Raw genomic sequence first — 17647 nt, 5'->3', positions numbered from 1 at the left:
AAGCAAGAAGAGACACAGACCATGGTTGTAGCGCTCCTGCAGGCGCTCATCAGCGGGCTCGCCGTCGGCGGTGCCTATGCGCTGGTGGCGCTCGGATTCAGCATCACGTTCACGACGACCAAGACGCTGAACTTCTCGCACGGCGAGTTCGTCTCGGCCGGCGCGTTCATCGGCATGAGCGCTCTGTTCCTGGTGCTGGGCAAGCCCTTCGACTCCACCACCTTCGGCGACGCCATTCCCGGCGCGGGCGCGCAGCTGTTCGCGCTGGTGGCCGCGCTCGGCGTGATGGGGTTGCTGGGCTGGCTGCTCTACGTGCTGGGCGTGCGCCCCTTCGCGGGCCGCCCCGGCATGGCGTGGGTGATGAGCACGCTGGGCTTCGGCGTGATCCTGCAGAGCGTGGGCCTGGCCATCTGGGGGCCCAAGCCCGTGGTGGTGCCCGCGCCGGTGGGCGACACCGTGCTGCGCATGTTCGGCGTGGGCGTGCGCCCGCAGGAACTGCTGACGCTGGGCGTGGCCGTGGTCGTGATGTTCGGCTTCGACCGCGTCATGAACCGCACCATGGTCGGCAAGGCCATGCGCGCGGTGGCGCAGAACGGCAACGTGGCCAGCCTGATGGGCATCAACACCAACGCGATGATGATCGGCGCCTTCGTCGTCAGCTCGGCGCTGGCGGGGCTCTCGGGCTTTTTGCTCGCACCCATCGCGCAGGCTTCTCTTTTCATGGGGCTGACCGTGGGGCTCAAGGGCTTCTCCGGCGCGATGATCGGCGGACTGAGCAATCCGCGAGGCTGCGTGATCGGCGGCTTCCTGCTCGGCGTGCTCGAGTCGATGGTCAACCTCTGGCAGGCGCAGTGGCGCGAGGTGGCGGTGTTCGCGCTCGTCATCCTGGTGCTGGCCTTCCGTCCCACGGGCCTGTTCGGCCGCTCGACGGTGGAGAAGGTATGAAGCGCCTCGCACACCCCGCCGGCGTGGTCGCGTTCGCGGCCGCGTTGATCGCCGTCGTGTCGATGTTCGGCAACGACTACTACCTGCGCATCGCCTTCATGATGTGCGTCTACTACCTGTGCGCCGCCGGCATGAACGTGCTGGTCGGCTACGCGGGACAGAAATCGCTCGGCCAGGCCGGGCTGTTCGCGGCCGGCGCCTACGGCGTGGCGCTGCTGACTTCGCGCACCGACATGGACCCGTGGCTCGCGCTCGCGCTGGCCGCCGTCATCTCGGGCCTGTGCGGCGTGCTCATCGCGCTGCCTTCGCTGCGCGTGAAGGGGCCTTACCTGGCCATGGTCACGCTGGCCTTCGGCATCGTGGTCGAGAAGCTCGTGGGCGAATGGACCGACGTGTTCGGCGGCGCGCAGGGCATCTACGGCATTCGTCCGCTCACCTGGAAGGGCGCGCCGCTCGACACCACGCAGTGGGTCATCCTCGGCATCGTGCTGTGCGCCGCACTGCACCTGCTGCTGCGCAACCTGCTGGGCGGGCGCTTCGGGCGCGCGCTGCTGTCGCTGCAGGCGGACGAGATCGCCTCGTCTTCCGTGGGCGTGCGCGTGTACCGCGCCAAGGTCATGGCCTTCGTGGTCGCGGCCGTCACCTGCGGCATCGCGGGCGCGCTCGTGGCGCAGCAGAACCAGTACATCAACTCCGACTTCATCACCTTCCACCTGTCGATCTTCATCCTGCTGCTGGTGCTGTTCGGCGGCGCGGGCTCGATGTACGGCCCGCTGGTGGGCGCGGTGCTGCTCACGCTGACCGACGCGCTGCTGGCGCGCTGGCCTTCGGCGCAGCACTTCCTGTACGGCTTCCTGCTGCTGTTCGCGCTGTACGTCATGCCGGGCGGCGTGGTGGGCCTGTTCAACAAGTGGTTCATGAAGTCGCGCCATCGCGGCGAAGGCCCGGGCGGCAACGGCATTCCGGGCCAGATCGGCCCCGGCGGCGAAGGCGAACTGCTGGTGGTGCAGGGCGTGACCAAGTCCTATGGCGGCGTGAAGCCGGCGCAGGACGTGTCGTTTCGCCTGCAGCGCGGCCACATCCATGCGCTCATCGGGCCGAACGGCGCGGGCAAGAGCACCATGATCAACATGCTCACCGGCGTGATCGAACCCGACGCGGGCGTGATCCGCTTCCTGGGCCAGAACATCGTGGGCCAGCCGGCGCACACCATCTGCTGCCTGGGCATGGGCCGCACCTTCCAGAACCTGCGTTTGTTCGCCGACCTGTCGGTGCTCGACAACGTCATGCTGGGCCGCCACAGCCGCATGAGCAACGGCTTCCTGTCGTCGCTGGTGGCATGGCCCACCGCCGGCAAGCAGGAGCGCGCGACGCGCGAGCGTGCATTGCAGCTGCTCGACCTGGTGGACCTGGGCCACCTCGCGCACTGGCCCGCCGGCAGCCTGCCCTACGGCCTGCAGCGCCGCGTGGAACTGGCGCGCGCGCTGGCCACCGAGCCGCAACTGCTGCTGCTCGACGAACCGGCCGCCGGCCTGAACCCGCAGGAGACCGCCGAGCTGGGCGAACTGCTTCTGCGCATCGGCAAGTGCGGCGTGTCGATCCTGATGGTGGAGCACCACATGGACCTGGTGATGTCCATCTCCGACCACGTGATCGTGCTCGACTACGGCATCAAGATCGCCGAGGGCAAGCCCGCCGAGGTGCAGGCCAACCCGCGCGTGGTCGAGGCCTACCTGGGCGTGGACGACGAAGAAGAAGAGGCACTGGCCACGGCCATGCCGGCTTGAGCAGAAAGACCGAAACCATCATGCTGAAAATCGAATCGGTGAAGGTCTCGTACGGCGCCATCGAGGCCGTCAAGGGCGTGAGCCTGGAAGTGCGCGCCGGCGAGGTCGTCACCATCATCGGCGCCAACGGCGCCGGCAAGAGCACGCTGCTCAAGAGCATCGTCGGGCTGGAGCCCGTGGCCGAGGGCCGCGTGCTCATCGACGGCAACGACTGCACCCATGTGCCCTCGCACAAGCGCGTGGGCCTGGGCGTGGCGCTTTCGCCCGAAGGACGGGGCGTGTTCCCCGACCAGACGGTGCGCGAGAACCTGATGCTGGGCGCCTACTCGCGCCGCAACGACAAGGCCTTCGTGGAGAACGCCATCGAACGCGAGTTCGCGCGCTTCCCGCGCCTGAAGGAGCGCCAGCACCAGCCCTCGGGCACGCTGTCGGGCGGCGAGCAGCAGATGCTGGCCATTGCCCGCGCGCTCATGAGCGAGCCGCGCCTGCTGCTGCTGGACGAGCCCTCGCTGGGCCTGGCCCCGCTCATCATCAAGGACATCTTCGACGCCATCCGCCAGCTGCGCAGCTCGGGCCTGACCATCCTTCTGGTGGAACAGATGGCCAAGCAGGCGCTGGGCGTGGCCGACCGCGCCTACGTGCTGGAAACCGGCTGCATCACGCTCGAGGGCTCCGGGCGCGAGCTGCTCGACAACCCCAAGGTGAAGTCCGCGTACCTCGGCACGCACTGACCCATTGCTCACTCATTCCAAAGGACTGCTTCCAATGACCACCAAGAAATTCGCCAGCCACGCCGACCTCGAGGAAAAGAAGGTCTCGTTCACCCGCCTCTCGGAGAACGCCTACGCCTACACCGCCGAAGGCGACCCCAACACCGGCATCTTCATCGGCGACGAAGCCGTGATGGTGGTCGACACCCAGGCCACGCCGGCAATGGCGCAGGACGTGATCCGCCGCATCCGCGAAGTCACGCCGCTGCCCATCAAGTACGTGCTGCTGAGCCACTATCACGCGGTGCGCGTGCTGGGCGCGTCGGCCTACTTCAAGGAAGGCGCCGAGCAGATCATCGCCAGCCGCGACACCTACGACCTGATCGTCGAGCGCGGCGAGCAGGACAAGGCCAGCGAGATCGGCCGCTTCCCGCGCCTGTTCCGCAATGTCGAATCGGTGCCCGCGGGCCTGACCTGGCCCACCATGACCTTCGACGGCACCATGAGCGTGTGGCTGGGCAAGAAGCTCGAAGTCAAGATCGCGCAAGTCGGCCGCGGCCACACCAAGGGCGACACCATCGCCTACCTGGAAGACCAGAAGATCTGCTTCGCGGGCGACCTCGTCGAATACCAGAGCACCGCCTACGCCGGCGACTGCTACTTCCGCGACTGGCCCACCACGCTCGACCGCCTCGCGGGCTTCGGCTTCGAGAAGCTGGTGCCCGGCCGCGGCGCCGCGCTGGAGAACGCCGCCGACGTGCGCAAGGCCATCGCTTCCACGCGCGCTTTCATCTCCGACGTGTACACGCTGGTCAACAACGGCGTGGCCCAGGGCAAGACGCTGAACGCGATCTACAAGGAAACCGTGGCCGCGCTGCGCCCCACCTACGGCCACTGGGTGATCTTCGACCACTGCATGCCCTTCGACGTGACCCGCGCGTACGACGAGGCCACCGGTTATGTGCATCCGCGCATCTGGACCGCGGAGCGCGACATCGAGATGTGGAACGAACTCGAAGGCTGATGTGACACCCACCTCCGCCGCGCGCGCACCCGCGCCGGCACCCGGCGCGACACCCGCCGCCGTGCAGGGCTGGATGCTCCTGGCGATGGTGCTGTGGGGCGTGAACGTGTCCGCCGTGAAGGCGCTCACCACGTCCTTCGAGTCGCTGCCGCTGGCCTCGCTGCGCATGGTGGTGGCATGCCTGGCGCTGTCGGCCATCGTGCTGTGGCGCCGGGGCGGCGTGCCCGCGCTCGGCGCGCGGCAGCTTGCGGCCATGACGGGCTGCGCGTTCCTCATGGTCTACGCCAACCAGATCCTGTTCGCGCAGGGCCTGCTGCGCTCCACCGCCACCAACGGCGCGCTCATCATGGCGCTGAGCCCGCTGGTGTCGGCGCTCATGGCCGCGCTGGTGTTCCGCGAGCGCTTCACGCCCCGGCGCATGCTGGGCGTGGCGCTGGGCTTCGCGGGCGTGGCGGCCGTGGTGCTGAGCCACCCCGGCGCGGGCCTTTCGCGCGCCGGCATCGGCGACCTGATGCTGGCGCTGGCGGTGGTGAGCTTCGCCGTGGGCGGCGTGGGCGTGCAGCGGCTCGCGCGGCAGATCGATCCGCTGTCGATCAGCTGGGTGATCTACATGATCGGCACCGCCATGCTGGTGCTGCATACCTTGCTCGGCCCTTCGCGGCTGGGCACCGCCGAGCTGTTCCCCGGCGCATGGCCGTGGGCGCTGGTGCTGTTCTCCGGCATTGCCGCCACGGCGGCCGGCAACCTCATCTGGAACCGTGCGATCTCCGTCATCGGCGTGGCGCGCACGGCCGTCTTTCTCTACTGGGTGCCGGTGTTCGGCGTCGCCTTCGCGGCGCTGCTGCTGGGCGAAGTGCTGACGTGGTGGCACCTCTTCGGCTTCGTCGCCGTGATGAGCGGCACCTGGCTCGGCACGCGGCCCGCCGCGACTACCACCGCGCCCTGATTCCTGCCATTCATGTCCGACTCTCTTCCCCTGCTGTTCCAGCCTTTGCAACTGCGCGGCCTCACGCTGGCCAACCGCGTCGTCATCTCGCCCATGTGCCAGCACGCCGCCGAGCGCGGCCATGCCACGCCGTGGCACATGGTGCACCTGGGCAAGTTCGCGCTCGGCGGGGCGGGGCTGATCCTCACCGAAAGCACGGCGGTCGATCCGCGCGGGCGCATCGGCACGGCCGACCTCGGCCTGTGGAACGACAACCAGATCGCGCCGCTGAAGGCCGTGGTCGACTTCGTGCATGCGCAGGGCAGCGCCATCGGCGTGCAACTGGCGCATGCGGGCCGCAAGGCCGGCAGCGAGCCGCTGTGGGAAGGCGGCGCGGCGCTCGATGACGCGCGCATGGCCGCCGACGAAGAGCCATGGGAGCGCCTCGGGCCCAGCGCCCTCGCGGCCGGGCCGGGCTGGTCGGCGCCGCGCGCGCTCGACGCCAACGGCGTCGCCTCGGTCGTGAAGCATTTCGTCGACGCGACGCTGCGCGCCGACAAGGCGGGCTTCGACGTGGTCGAGCTGCACTTCGGGCACGGCTACCTCGTCGCGAGTTTTCTGTCGTCCAACGCCAACCACCGTGGCGACGCGCTCGGCGGCAGCCGCGACAACCGCATGTGGCTCGCGCTGGAAATCGCGCAGCGCGTGCGCGCCGCATGGCCGGCGCACAAGCCGCTGTTCTGCCGCCTGTCGGCGGTGGACGGCACGCTCGACGGCTGGAGCCTCGACGATTCCGTGGTGCTCGCGCGCGAGCTCAAGCGCTGCGGCGTCGACGTGATCGATTGCTCGTCGGGCGGCCTCACCGAAGAGACGCGCGCGCTGCCGGTGCCGCGCGGGCTGGGCTTCCAGGTGCCGTTCTCGGCGCGCATCCGGCGCGAGGCGCAGGTGCCCACGCAGGCCGTGGGAATGATCGTCGACGCCGAGCAGGCCGAAGCCGTGCTCGCCGCCGGCGACGCCGACCTGATCGCGCTCGGGCGCGAGGCGCTCTTCGACCCCTACTGGCCGCACCACGCGGCCGCCGCGCTCGGCGCGGACCCCGGCTACCAACGCTGGCCCGTGCGCCACGGCGTGTGGCTGGCCAAGCGCGCCCCGGGCCTGGCGCGTGCGCGGGCCGAAGCGGCGGCGGCATCCAACAACAACCAGGAGACAAGCACGCAATGACCGAATCGACGACGACCCCCGCCACCCTGCGCATGGGCCTGATCCGCAAGAAGCCCGACTGGACCGACGAAGCCTTCCGCAGCCACTGGCGCGACCGGCACGGCCCGCTGGTGGCGCAACTGCCCACGCTGCGCGGCTACCGGCAGAACCTGGTGGTCGACCGGCTGCAACGCGGCATCGACTTCGCGCGCGGGCCGTGGGACTTCGACGGCTTTTCGCAGCTGCGCTTCGACGCCGCCGCGCAGGCGACCCAGGCCTTCACCGACGGCGAACTGGCTACGGCCATCCGCGCCGACGAAGAGCGCTTTCTCGGCGGCCTGCACATCGTGACGGTCGCGCAGACGGAAGTGATCGCGCTGCCGCCCGAGCCCCATGGCCTGCTCAAGCGCATCTCGCTGTTGCGCCGGCCGGCCGCGCAGTCCGAGGAAGACTTCCGCCGCGAATGGCGGGTGCACGCCGACCATGTGCGCCGCATGCCCGGCGTGAGCGGCTACCGCCAGAACGTGGTGACCGCGCGCGAGTTCGTGAAGGGCACGCCCTGCGGCTACCCCGAGCTGCCGATCGACGGCATCGTCGAGCTGTGGTTCGAGAACACCGACACGCTGAACGCCGCCTTCGCGTCGCCGCAAGGGCAGGTGACGATGGCGCATGCGCTCACCTTCCTGGCGGAGATCACGGCGTTCGTGGTGGAAGAGCACCGGGTGGTGTGAGCCCCCCGGGGCTCCGCGCTCAGAAGTTCTTCAGCGTGTCCAGCTGCAGCTGCGTCAGGCCGCGCTGGTAGAGAACGTCGGTGCGGAAGTTCGCGGCAATCGCGGCGGCCTGCGTGTCCACATCGGTGGCGCGGGCCGCGATGCTCGTGGCGCCGAACCAGGTGTTCGTGCCCGTCAGGATCAGGAAGTTGGCCAGCGTGACCGTGCCGCCGGCCGGCACCGTGATGTTGAAGTCCACCGTCACCGTGTTCCTGCCGTCCCGTGAGTTGAGCATCGAGGCGGAGCTGTAGTCGACGCCGTCTGCCGTGCCGAAGACGATGCCCGCGTCGCGGCCCAGGCCGTAGCCGTCCCACACCGACACCGCCTTCTGCGGCGCACTCGCCGGTGGGTAGATCACGCCGGCGCCGTCCGAGCCGAGGAAGCTGACATACGTCACCTTTGCCGTGATGGACGACGCCGTGGGGTTGTGGAAGGTGTCCGTCATGCGCCCCCACGACTGGTTGGGCTGAGCGTAGAAGGTGCGCTGGACTTCGAGCTTGTTCAGCGTCCTGGTAGCGGAGCGGATGTTCTGGACGCCTCGCGTCGGCGACACGGTCCAGCCGGACAGGCCGGCGCTGAAGTCGCCGTTGACGATGAAGCTCCGGGAGCGGGGCGCGCTGTCGTCCACCGACACCATCTCGATCGACGTGCCCTGGCCGCAGTTGCACTGCTCGAACGACAGCACGACCACCTGGCCGGCAAAGTCCGTCAGATCGGCGGGCTGCCCCCATGTGTTCGAGTTGCCCGTGCTGTCGACTTTGAAGAGGGTTCGGAGCTCCTTGCCGCTGGTGTCGCGCAGCACGACCTGCATGAAGGCCGGCTCCGGAGGGTCAATGACGTCGTCGCCGCTGCCGACGAAATTGCCACGCAGCGCGCCCCACTTGCCGGTCCACTGGACGTTCACCGGGGCCACGGCTTGCCGCAGGTCCAGGGTCTGCTGCAGCCGTGCGTCGGGCACGGCATGCAGAAACGCCGCAAAGCCGTTCGACTGGAACTGTGGGTTGTCCGTGATCGAGACGATCTTCAGGCCGTCGGCCGCCGTCATCTCCGGGCCCAGCGGCGTCAGTTCCTTGAACTTCTGGTCGCCGTCGAACCCGGCCGAACTCCTGCCGACTCTCACGCCCAATGCCAGCGCACCCGCGAACTGGCTTTTCCAGCCGTCCCCGATGCAGAAGTCGGGCCGCAGGTCCCAGAAGTTCGCCTGGCCGGGGCCTACAGCTGCGTTGAGGGTTCTGTCTTCAGTCTCGATGCTCTGCGTGAGGATCGTCGATGCGGGCAACAGGGTCGGCGTTGCAAGCTCGGGGCCGGCCGGCGGTGCCGGTGGATTGGGTGCGGGCGGTACCGGCGGTTGCGGCGCGGGCGGTAGCGGCGCGGAAGGCTCGCCCGGGGCGGGCGCGGGCGACCCACCGACCGGAGGAAAGGCGAAGCCACCGCCGCCTCCGCTGCCACCGCCACCGCATCCGCTCAATACCGCGATGCCCACCGCGCTGAGCGCAAACCTTCTCCGATCCATGATCGATCTCCTCGTTGCTTCTTCTGAAGACAGTTCCAAAGCGGCGCGCCGATTGCGGCCGCGAGGCGCCGATTGAAACGGCTTCCACGCCATCGGACCATCACCGAAATCAGGTAGGGAAGGGGCCGGCCGCCGCACCGAATAACCCGTTCATGGGATTGACGCTGACGGCGCTGTCGCGACACTGGACCCGCCAAAAAAAACAATCCATGGACACGCCCGCCCGCATGGCGCCAGGCAGTTCCAGAGCACCCGCGTACCCTTGACCTCACATCCAATTTCCGTCGACCTGAAGGGCGGCTGGTCTTGCTCGTTCCACTTCAAGCAGGGCGTCAGCGGCGGCTATGCCGGCGTGGCCGAAATCGCGCTGGACGGCCTGCGGCATGGCGAGCTGGTGATCATGGACCAGCCCTCGCTCGACGCCGCCGTGGCACGGGTGAAGCTGCGCGCGAGCCAGTTCGTCAGCGTGCGCTCGGAGGGCGGGGCGCACAAGCCTTGGCGGCAGCGTGCCGAAGCGCAAAAGTAATATCGGCCTTCGACAAAAACACCGGAGCATCAGGCATGGGGCGCATCTTCTTCTTGGCCATGGTCATGGCCACCGTCGCCTGCACGGCATCGGCCCAGACGCGCAAGCCGTTTCCGCCCGGCGTGGTGGGCGTGCTGCGCATCGACGCCGGCACCGAATACGTGTTTCTCGACCGACCCACCACCGTGGGCGGCGCATGCAAGGGCTGGAAGGCGGTGTCGATTCAGGCGCCCGGCCCGGCGGGCTCGGGCTTGACCAACATCATGTGCTGGAAAGAATCGAACGGCCAGTTGCTCACCGCGACCGAAGCCAAGGTCACGCCGCAGATCGCGTCGATGGACCTGATTCGCTGACGAGGCTGCCCGTCAGGCCGGCAGCAGGCGGTCTTCGGGCGTTGCCGCCAGCAGCACCTTGCGGGCGGGCAGCCATTGCGCATCGCGCGCGTCTTGCGCCGCCTCGCCGTCGCCCGGCAGCACGAACTGGCTGATCAGCGCGTCGAGGCTGTGCGCCTGGTCGCGCAGGCCTTGCGACGCGGCGGCCGACTCTTCCACCAGCGCAGAGTTCTGCTGCGTCATGCGGTCCAGCCGCGAGACGGCGGTGTTGATCTGGCCGATGTCGCGCGTCTGCGCATGCGTGGCCTCGGTGATGTCGTTCACCGTGCCCGCCACCTGCTGGATCGACGCCATGATGCGGCCCATCGTCTGGCCCGCGCTGTCGGCCAGTTGCGTGCCGGCCTCGATGCGCTGCACCGAGTTCTCGATCAGGCCCTTGATCTCGCGCGCCGCCGCCGCGGAACGCGTGGCCAGTTGCCGCACCTCCGCCGCCACCACCGCGAAGCCCCGGCCCGCTTCGCCGGCGCGCGCGGCTTCCACCGCCGCGTTGAGCGCAAGGATGTTCGTCTGGAACGCGATGCCGTCGATCACGCCGATGATGTCGGCCATCTTGTGCGACGCGCGGTGAATGTCCTGCATCGTGCCGACCACCTGCGACACCACCTCGCCGCCCTGCGCAGCCACCGTGGCGGCGGCGCCCGCCATCTGCTCCGCGCGGCCCGCGGCCTCGCTCGACTGCGCCACGTTGCGCATCACCAGCTCCAGCGCGGCGGCCGTCTGCTGCAGGCTCGACGCGGCTTCTTCCGTGCGCGACGAGAGTTCCGAATTGCCCTGCGCCATGTCGCCCGCGGCCACGCGCACGTTCTGCACCGACTCGCGCACGCGCTCGACCAGTTCGCGCAGCGCGCCCTGCATCGCGCCCAGCGCCTGCAGCATCTGCCCTGCCTCGTCGCGCGAGTGGCCCGCGATGTCCTGCCGCAGGTCGAGGCTGGCCACGCGTTGCGCCGTTTCGCCGGCCGCGCGGATCGGCCTGCTGATGCTGCGCACCAGCCACTGCGCCAGCACCGCGCCCACCAGCAGCGCCGCCGCGCAGAACACCACCAGCGCCAGCCGCGCCGAGGCGCTCAGGCCGTCGATGCGGGAGTCTGCAGCGTCGATGGCGTCGCGCTGCGCCTGCGCGAGCTTCGACACCGCCGCCAGCAGCGCGGCCGAGCCCGGCTGGAAGCGCTGCGAATAGACATTGCGGATGCGCTCCGTCAGGCCCGAGTCGCGCGCCGCGATCAGCTCTTTCACGGTCGCCTTGAAGTCGGTGCCCGCGGCTTCGATCTGCGCGAGCAGCGCGCGGTCGGGCGCGGACTTCAAGCGCTCGTCGACCTGCTGCATCAGCTCGTTGTATTGCTTTTCCGTCGCCTGGATGTCGGCGGCCAGGATCTCACCGACCTCGGGCTCGGAGCTCAGCGCCATCGCCTTGTAGCGCTCGGCGTTGATCGCCTGCAGGCGGTAGGCGTCGACCACCAGGCGTTCCGACACGCCGTTCTGCTGGATGGCCTCATGCGTGGCGTCGTTCACCTTCGCCAGCGACCAGATGCCGATGCCCGAGCCCGCGAGGGTCAGCAGCAGCACGACGCTGAAAGTGGCCAGCAGCCGGCGGCCGAGGATGTTGCGGGAGCGGGGAGTGCGTGGGTCGGTGGCGGAAGTCACGAGGGGGGCTGCAATGAAGAAGGCTGGGAACGTTCCCGTGCCCGATTGGAGCCGTGCCGCGTTACCAGTAATTAACAGTTGGTGCCGCAGGGCTTTGCGGCCTTGTTTTCTTCATCTTTTCTTCAGCGTGCGATAGCCGCGAGTGCAGCGCCGGCGATGGACGGGCTCAGGGAACACGAGCAGGTGCTTGCGGCGCGGCCGATGTTAGTTTCGAGAAATCCCCGCCGCGCCATAGGTCGCCGGCCGCCAGTGAACCCCATCGTGAAAGATTCGACGTGAGAGTTCTGCTCGCCTGTCTCTTGCTTTGCGCCACCTCGACAGCGCTTGCCCAGCCGCCCGTCTACCGCTGCGAAACCGGCGGAAAGGTCAGCTACTCCGACGCGCCTTGCGTGGGTGGCAAGACCGTCGACGTGACGCCGACGCAAGGCATGGACAAGATGGGCGGCACATCGCGCAAGGGCGCTGAGGTGCAGCGCGAGGAGTTTCGCAAGTCGATGGACACGGCCTTCCGGCCGCTCACCGGAAAGTCGCATGAGGACATGAATGTCCTGCGGCACCGCGTGAACCTGCCGGCCGGCGTTCAAGCCCGCTGCGATACGCTCGATGGGCAGATTGCCGAATTGCAGGGCGACGTGGCGCGAACGAGCGGTGCGGAGAAGGGTCGCGCGGAGGTCGCGTTGTACAAGGCCCGGAAGTCTTTCTTCGACCTGAAATGCTGAGCCGCTCGATCATGTGGCGCGCGGCGTTGCTGTTCGCGCTTGGCGCATGCGCGTTGGCCTTCAACGCCGTTGCCGCGAACTACCCCTGCTCGGGAAGCAAGGGCGGTGTGTCGCATTGCTCCGGCGAGTTGTTCGTGTGCAATGACGGCTCGATCAGCGGATCGAAGAAGGTTTGCACGGGGCCGCAGGGCGGCGGGGGCGCGGTGCGCAACTTGCTGGCACCGCAGCCGCCCGCCGGCACCGGCGATTGCTCTTGCAGATCGGGGCGCATATGCACCGGGCCGCGCGGCGGGCAGTACTGCCTGAGCGACAGCGGGGCGAAGAGCTACGTGCGGCGTTGAGCGATCGGCCTGTGCTGCCTACCGCTCTCGCGGGATGCAGACCTGAATCAGGTTCATCACTTCTCTTGCCAATTCCGAAGCGAGCCAGAACACGTTGCCGCGATGTTCTGGCCCTGCGTCTTCCTGCTGCGGCGGGCCGTTGCCGTGGCAATAGCAGAGCAGCGAATAGAGCTGCGTGCTCTTTTCCTCCAGGAGCGTCACGGCGTCGGGTGGGGCGTCGGCGTGAGCTAGGGGCGTGGAGGGGCGGGCTATATTCCGGGTAGCCATTTGGGGTGCTTCCTTTCGAAAGTTGGGCACTTCACTTGGTCAGACGGCTGGGGTGTTGACGCATCCCGGCCGTCGCCTTTTGGGACCTCGCATTTGCATCGATGCGGCTACGCGCCGATGACCCGCTGCGAGGTGGTGCGGTTCAATCGTTCAGGTGCTTGAGGGGGTTGCGCTCCTTGCCCACTTGGTGGGGTGTTGGGGGACGAGGGCGTTTACTTTAGAGAGGAACGGGGCTGTTCAGGCAACGGGAAATGCCCAGTAGTTCTCGGATTGCGCGGGTATGTGCGGCAGGCCTCGTTGGGACACAAATTGCTGACCTTGTCGGTAGTCGAAATGTGCTTTGACCTCGCCTATCAGCCAGCAGTCCACAACGGAGGTCGGTTTCGGTGTGACCTGCAGGCAGTTTCAGCAATTTGACGGAATAGGCATTCTTGAAGGCGGCCAATACGGCCTCGCCGTGAACTTGCGTCAGCGCTGCCGACACTTTTGGGGACGTCAGCACAGCTTGCACGAACGCGCCCAGGTGGAACGGTAAAAACTTGCGTTCGTCAGCTCTTTTGGCCCGGGTCAGGATGATGACGCTGTGAGTCCGGGGCAGTTGTGTCGGCAACGTCTGGCCAAAAAAAAACCTGTTGAGAATCAACAGGTTTCTGGTGCCTTCGACAGGAATCGAACCTGTATCTGAGTCTTAGGAGGACCCCGTTCTATCCATTGAACTACGAAGACGGAGGGTGGCGGCCCGCACTTTACCAGCTTGGCAGCGCGCCTTCCCCGGACCGGACTTCAATCGGTCAGTCGTACTTCACCGTATAGATCAGATCCAGCCCGCTCGTCTGCCCCGCCTGCCCCCGCAGCGTGAGCTTGGTGGTCAGGTCGTAGAAGATGAACAGCGTGCCGAAGGTCCCGCCGATGCTGCGCTCGTAGGTGATGTAGAAGTCCTTCGACAGCCGCTTGCCCAGCGTCACCGCCGATTCGCGCAGGTCGCCGCCGCTGCCCGGGCCCTTGAAGCCCAGTTCGTCCAGCCCGAAGCGGCTGGCCAGGCTGCCGCCGGAGCCGCTGCCGCCGATCTTGCCCAGCAGCGACAGCGCCGCCTGCTGCAGCAGCGCCGATTCGCCGCCGCTGGTGGCGGATGCGCGGCCCAGGATCACCCATGACAGGGTTTCGGCGTCCGACAGGGCGGGCTCGGAATACAGCTTCACGCGCGGCGACTGCGCGGTGCCGGTGATCTGCACGCCCGCGCGCTGCGACAGGTTCGGGCGAATGGCCAGGATGTCCAGCGCGGGGTTGTCGAAGGGGCCGTTGAAGCGGGCCACGCCGGTTTCCACGTCGAGCTGCTGGCCGTAGGCGCGGTACTGGCCCTTCACGGTCTTCACTTCGCCGGTGATGCGCGGCGGGGCGTTCAGCCGGGTGCTGCGGATTTCCAGGTCGCCTTCCAGGCGGGTGGTGATGCCGCGGCCCTGCACCGCGAAGTCGTCGCCCAGGTCGAAGTTGACGACGATGTCCGGCGGCTTGGCGGTCTGCGGTTTCGCGGCCTGGGCATCGGCGCGCTCGGATTCGCGTTTCGCCGCCTCGGCCGCCTCGCGGTCCTTGGCGGCGGAGCGCACGACCACGTCGCTGCCCAGGCTGGGCGCGGTTTCGTCGGGCAGGATGATGACCGCGCGGTCGGTCTTGAGCTTGCCTCGCACGGTGAACTGGCCGTTGTCCAGCTTGGCCTGCAGGTCGCCCGAGAGCGTGACTTGCCGGTCTGTGCGCACCAGCACGCGCAGCGCGCGCAACTGGCCCTGCATGGCCATGCGCACGCCCGATGCAGTGCCGCTGGCCGGGCCCCAGCTGAGGTCGCCGGTGGCCGACAGCGTGCCGCCGTCGGAGCGGGCCTCGCTGGCGGCGGTGCTGCGGTTGCCGCTCTGGCCGGCAATGCGCGCGGAGCTGCCGGCGCCGCCCTTGAGCGTGAATTCGGTGATCTCCACGCGCTCGCCGTTCAGCGATGCGCGCAGCCGCCCGTCGCGCAGGTCCAGGCCTTCGACCGGCGCGCGCAGCGCGAGCTTGTCGGCGCCCAGGGTGCCGTTCCAGCGCGGCACGGCGCGGTTGCCCGACAGGGTGGCGGCGGCGTCGAGCGTGCCGGCAATGCGCCAGCCCGGCGGCGCGAGCATCGACCACACGCCCAGGTTGGGCAGGCTGGCCTTGATGGTGCCGCCCAGCGGCGCGTCTGGCGCCCATTGCCAGCCGCCGGCGCGCTGCTGCACGCGGGTGTCGATGTCGGCGTTGATCTTGCCGGCGCGTTCGCTGTCCCATGTCAGGCTGGCGCGCACGGCGTCGCCTTGCGCGTCGAGCCGCAGCTCGGCCTGGCGCAGGCCGGCCGGGGTGCTGGGCGCTTCCACGCCGTTGGGGGCGGTGGCGGAGTTCATGGTGCGTTCGCTGGCGGTGCCCGTGCCGGTGCTCACGATGCGCGTGACCAGCGCGGCCTCGCCGGCCTGCACGCGGATGTCGCCGCTCTGGCGCGCGAGGCGGGCCTTGGCGCGCAGGGTGTCGCCGGCGTCGATGTCCCAGTCGCCGTCGAACATCAGGTCGCCGCTGATGCCGTATTCGCCCAGCGTGGTGTTGGCGCCGAGCGCGCCGGCCCATGCCATGGGCAGGCCCTGCAGCTGGCCCTTGGACTGCACGCGGAACACCCGGTTGGGCGCCGCGCCGCTCTGGCTGAAGCGCAGCGGCTGCCAGTCGATGCGCACGGTGCCGGGCACCGGGCCGCGCAGGGTGGCCGCGGCGGCGGAGGCTTCGATGTCCAGCCGCGCGGCGTTGCCGCTGGTGCTGCGGATGGTGGCCGTCACTTCGCGGCTCAGCTCCAGCACCCAGGGGGCGCTGCCGGGGCTGACGCTGTCCTGGGCCTGCAGGCGCAGGCTGGCGAGCGCCGCGCGCCATTGGTCGTTGCCCGCGAGGCCGCCGCTGGCGCGGGTGTCGATGGTGATTTTCTGGGTGCCGGTGGTGGCTTCGCCCTGCAGCGTGAGGCTGGCTTGCGCGAGGCTGCCGGCGAGTTCGGCGCGCAGGCCGTTCAGTTGCACGGCGGTGGCTGCGCCGCCGGGCTCGGAGGCCGGCAGGTGCAGGTCGAGGCGGGGCACGCCGAGCATGGCCTTGAGCGTGGGCTCGGCGGTGCCGCGCTGTGCCGGCGCGGTCGCGTTCTGCAGGCGGCGCTGGATGGTCTGCCAGCCGCCCTGCCAGTTCGCGTCCAGCTTGGCCGAGCCCTTGGCGCTGGCGTTCGCGAACACGTTCGACAGCCCCGGCAGGCCCTGCACCCAGCGCTGCACGGCGTCGGCGTCGTCGATGCTGGCCTTGATGTCGCCGCTGCCCGCGGTGGGCGCGATACGGCCTTCGACCTGCGCGCTGCCGCCCGGCAGCACCAGGCTGAGCTTGCCGCTGCCGGCCTGGTCGGCCACGCGCACCTGCAGCTTGCCGTCGATGCTGGCGCGCTGGGCTTCGATGCGCAAGGTGCGCAGGTCGAGCACCTGGTCTTTCCACTGGCCCTGGGCCAGCGCGCGGTCGAGCGCGAAGCCGGGCAGCGCCTTGCTGCCGGCGCCGCCTTCGGCGCGCAGCGCGGCGTCGAAGCTGATGGTGCTTTCTTTCTGCTCGGCCTTGAGCGTGCCGCTCACGGGCGCGCCGGAAAGCTCGGTGTACAGCGCGCCGGGCCGCACGCCGCGCACGGTGGCCTGGGCCTGCCACGGGGCGGGCGCGGGGCTCCACTTGCCGGCCGCGTCGATGCGCCCGCCGCCCGCGCGCACGGTGGCTTCGGGAATGGTCCAGCTGGTGCCGTCGAAACCCACGCGGGCCTGCACCTGTTCGACCGGGAGTTTTTCTTCGTCCCACGGGCCGGCCACGCTGTTGCGGATGTCGGCCGATGCCTTCCATGCGGCCGGGCCGGTGTCGGCGTCGGGCGTGAGTTCGACGGTGCCGGTGAGCCGGGTTTCCGGCGCGCCGGGCCACAGGCTGGAGGCATCGACGTTGCGCAGGTCGGCCTTGGCATCGATCACCGGCTGAGGCAGCCACGGCGCGATCTGCGCCTGCAGCCTGGCTTCCATCGGGGCGTCGGGGCTTTCCTCGGCAGGCTTGAGTTCGGCGGCCACCTGCAGGCGGGCTTCGGTGCCGGTGAGCGTGCCCTTGACGGTGGCTTCGGCCAGCACGTCGATGTCGTGGTCTTCGGCCAGCGGGGCCTTCACGCGGCCGTTGAGCGAGGCGTCGATCGCCATCGGCGCGGGGCCCTGCAGCTTGACGCGCGCGCTGTAGTGGCCGTCGGCAATGTCCACACCCTTCACTTCGAGCGCGTGCTCGGCGGCCTTGTAGCTGTAGCTGCCCGACAGGTTGAGCGCCTGCAGCGCGGGCGGGCCGGCCCAGCGCACTTCGTCGATGCGGAAGGGCACGTCGACATCGACCGGCAGCGCCAGCTGCTGCAGCGGCTCGGTGGGCTTGTCGCTCGGCGGGCCGCGCTTTTCGATGAGCACCTGCTTGGCATGCACTTCGCCGAGCTGCACCTTGCGCTGGAACAGCGGCGCGAGCTGCCAGCCGATGGTGGCGTCGTTTACTTCGACGGCGATGCTCTCGCTCTGGTACTTGAGCCAGCCGATGCGGCCGCCGGTGCGCAGCGAGCCGGTGACGTCGCGGCTCTCCAGCGTCTGACCGGCGGGCAGGCGCTGCGCCGCCTGCGCGAGCGCGAAGGCCAGCGACTTGTTAGAGCCCAGCCACCACCACGCGCCCGCGCCCAGCAGCAGCACGGCCACGAAGAGGCCGAGCACCGTCCATGCGAAGGCGCGCAGCGCGCGGCGCGTGCGCGAGCGCTTGACGACGGCGGGCGTCTGCGGGGTCGCGGGATCGGTGTTGTTGGCGTCGTTCTGCATCGACAGG

At 69.1% G+C, this 17647-nt stretch carries 15 protein-coding genes and 1 tRNA gene; 11 read left to right on the top strand and 5 right to left on the bottom strand.

All coding sequences use genetic code 11. The annotated features are described in order from the left end of the window. Positions 1 to 21 precede the first annotated feature (21 nt). Genes L3V85_RS29010 through L3V85_RS28980 form a run of 7 tightly spaced genes read left to right on the top strand, consistent with a single transcriptional unit; the run spans position 22 to position 7322 of the window. Positions 22 to 945 carry a branched-chain amino acid ABC transporter permease gene (locus L3V85_RS29010; protein ID WP_237676090.1) on the top strand — a complete coding sequence of 308 codons (924 nt, stop codon included), beginning with the start codon at positions 22 to 24 and terminating at the stop codon, positions 943 to 945. Further along, complete coding sequence (locus tag L3V85_RS29005) at positions 942 to 2732, top strand: ABC transporter permease subunit (protein WP_237676089.1); 1791 nt, start codon at positions 942 to 944, stop codon at positions 2730 to 2732. Before L3V85_RS29010 ends, L3V85_RS29005 begins: the two co-directional genes overlap by 4 nt. 20 nt (positions 2733 to 2752) lie before the next feature. Then, positions 2753 to 3463: an ABC transporter ATP-binding protein gene (locus tag L3V85_RS29000; protein WP_081268846.1), complete on the top strand. Its 711-nt coding sequence runs from the start codon at positions 2753 to 2755 to the stop codon at positions 3461 to 3463. Positions 3464 to 3497: 34 nt separating this feature from the next. After that, on the top strand, positions 3498 to 4466 hold the full coding sequence (locus L3V85_RS28995; protein WP_237676088.1) for an MBL fold metallo-hydrolase: 969 nt from the start codon (positions 3498 to 3500) through the stop codon (positions 4464 to 4466). A 1-nt stretch (position 4467) separates the two neighbouring features. Beyond that, the gene (locus tag L3V85_RS28990; protein ID WP_237676087.1) at positions 4468 to 5412 is read left to right on the top strand and encodes a DMT family transporter; all 945 of its coding nucleotides are present in this window, start codon (positions 4468 to 4470) and stop codon (positions 5410 to 5412) included. Positions 5413 to 5424: 12 nt separating this feature from the next. After that, positions 5425 to 6612, top strand: a complete 1188-nt coding sequence (locus L3V85_RS28985; protein ID WP_237676086.1) for an NADH:flavin oxidoreductase/NADH oxidase — start codon at positions 5425 to 5427, stop codon at positions 6610 to 6612. After that, complete coding sequence (locus L3V85_RS28980) at positions 6609 to 7322, top strand: EthD family reductase (protein ID WP_237676085.1); 714 nt, start codon at positions 6609 to 6611, stop codon at positions 7320 to 7322. Before L3V85_RS28985 ends, L3V85_RS28980 begins: the two co-directional genes overlap by 4 nt. 19 nt (positions 7323 to 7341) lie before the next feature. Here the strand turns inward: L3V85_RS28980 and L3V85_RS28975 are convergent, their stop codons facing one another. Further along, complete coding sequence (locus tag L3V85_RS28975) at positions 7342 to 8874, bottom strand: hypothetical protein (RefSeq protein ID WP_237676084.1); 1533 nt, start codon at positions 8872 to 8874, stop codon at positions 7342 to 7344. Positions 8875 to 9136: 262 nt separating this feature from the next. Between L3V85_RS28975 and L3V85_RS28970 the strand changes: the two genes are divergently transcribed. Both L3V85_RS28970 and L3V85_RS28965 read left to right on the top strand, forming a co-directional pair. Continuing rightward, on the top strand, positions 9137 to 9400 hold the full coding sequence (locus tag L3V85_RS28970) for a hypothetical protein (protein ID WP_237676083.1): 264 nt from the start codon (positions 9137 to 9139) through the stop codon (positions 9398 to 9400). Positions 9401 to 9435: 35 nt separating this feature from the next. Next, positions 9436 to 9753 (top strand): hypothetical protein, encoded by a 318-nt coding sequence (locus tag L3V85_RS28965; RefSeq protein WP_237676082.1) that lies wholly within the window; start codon positions 9436 to 9438, stop codon positions 9751 to 9753. A 12-nt stretch (positions 9754 to 9765) separates the two neighbouring features. Here L3V85_RS28965 and L3V85_RS28960 read toward each other — a convergent pair whose 3' ends face one another. Continuing rightward, positions 9766 to 11433, bottom strand: coding sequence for a methyl-accepting chemotaxis protein (locus L3V85_RS28960; RefSeq protein WP_237676081.1), 1668 nt, complete (start codon positions 11431 to 11433; stop codon positions 9766 to 9768). Between the two features lie 275 nt (positions 11434 to 11708). Between L3V85_RS28960 and L3V85_RS28955 the strand changes: the two genes are divergently transcribed. Continuing rightward, entirely contained in the window at positions 11709 to 12152 is a 444-nt protein-coding gene (locus L3V85_RS28955; protein WP_237676080.1) for a DUF4124 domain-containing protein, read from the top strand. Beyond that, on the top strand, positions 12146 to 12493 hold the full coding sequence (locus L3V85_RS28950) for a hypothetical protein (RefSeq protein ID WP_237676079.1): 348 nt from the start codon (positions 12146 to 12148) through the stop codon (positions 12491 to 12493). Before L3V85_RS28955 ends, L3V85_RS28950 begins: the two co-directional genes overlap by 7 nt. 18 nt (positions 12494 to 12511) lie before the next feature. Here L3V85_RS28950 and L3V85_RS28945 read toward each other — a convergent pair whose 3' ends face one another. The 3 genes from L3V85_RS28945 to L3V85_RS28935 form a co-directional block, all read right to left on the bottom strand. Further along, positions 12512 to 12694: a hypothetical protein gene (locus tag L3V85_RS28945; protein WP_237676078.1), complete on the bottom strand. Its 183-nt coding sequence runs from the start codon at positions 12692 to 12694 to the stop codon at positions 12512 to 12514. Positions 12695 to 13411: 717 nt separating this feature from the next. Next, positions 13412 to 13486, bottom strand: a tRNA-Arg gene (locus L3V85_RS28940). Positions 13487 to 13551: 65 nt separating this feature from the next. Next, a complete protein-coding gene (locus L3V85_RS28935) occupies positions 13552 to 17640 on the bottom strand; it encodes a translocation/assembly module TamB domain-containing protein (RefSeq protein ID WP_237676077.1) in 4089 nt (1362 codons plus the stop codon). Positions 17641 to 17647: the final 7 nt, after the last annotated feature.

The organism is Variovorax paradoxus (genome assembly GCF_022009635.1).
Lineage (GTDB): Bacteria > Pseudomonadota > Gammaproteobacteria > Burkholderiales > Burkholderiaceae_C > Variovorax.
The sequence above is the reverse complement of the archived record's forward strand: the minus strand, read 5'-3'. Positions and strand labels throughout refer to the sequence as shown.

Coding starts and splice junctions, on each gene's coding strand:
- L3V85_RS29010 (WP_237676090.1), top strand. CDS start 22: ATGGTTGTAGCGCTCCTGCAGGCGCTCATCAGCGGGCTCGCCGTCGGC.
- L3V85_RS29005 (WP_237676089.1), top strand. CDS start 942: ATGAAGCGCCTCGCACACCCCGCCGGCGTGGTCGCGTTCGCGGCCGCG.
- L3V85_RS29000 (WP_081268846.1), top strand. CDS start 2,753: ATGCTGAAAATCGAATCGGTGAAGGTCTCGTACGGCGCCATCGAGGCC.
- L3V85_RS28995 (WP_237676088.1), top strand. CDS start 3,498: ATGACCACCAAGAAATTCGCCAGCCACGCCGACCTCGAGGAAAAGAAG.
- L3V85_RS28985 (WP_237676086.1), top strand. CDS start 5,425: ATGTCCGACTCTCTTCCCCTGCTGTTCCAGCCTTTGCAACTGCGCGGC.
- L3V85_RS28980 (WP_237676085.1), top strand. CDS start 6,609: ATGACCGAATCGACGACGACCCCCGCCACCCTGCGCATGGGCCTGATC.
- L3V85_RS28975 (WP_237676084.1), bottom strand. CDS start 8,874: ATGGATCGGAGAAGGTTTGCGCTCAGCGCGGTGGGCATCGCGGTATTG.
- L3V85_RS28965 (WP_237676082.1), top strand. CDS start 9,436: ATGGGGCGCATCTTCTTCTTGGCCATGGTCATGGCCACCGTCGCCTGC.
- L3V85_RS28950 (WP_237676079.1), top strand. CDS start 12,146: ATGCTGAGCCGCTCGATCATGTGGCGCGCGGCGTTGCTGTTCGCGCTT.
- L3V85_RS28935 (WP_237676077.1), bottom strand. CDS start 17,640: ATGCAGAACGACGCCAACAACACCGATCCCGCGACCCCGCAGACGCCC.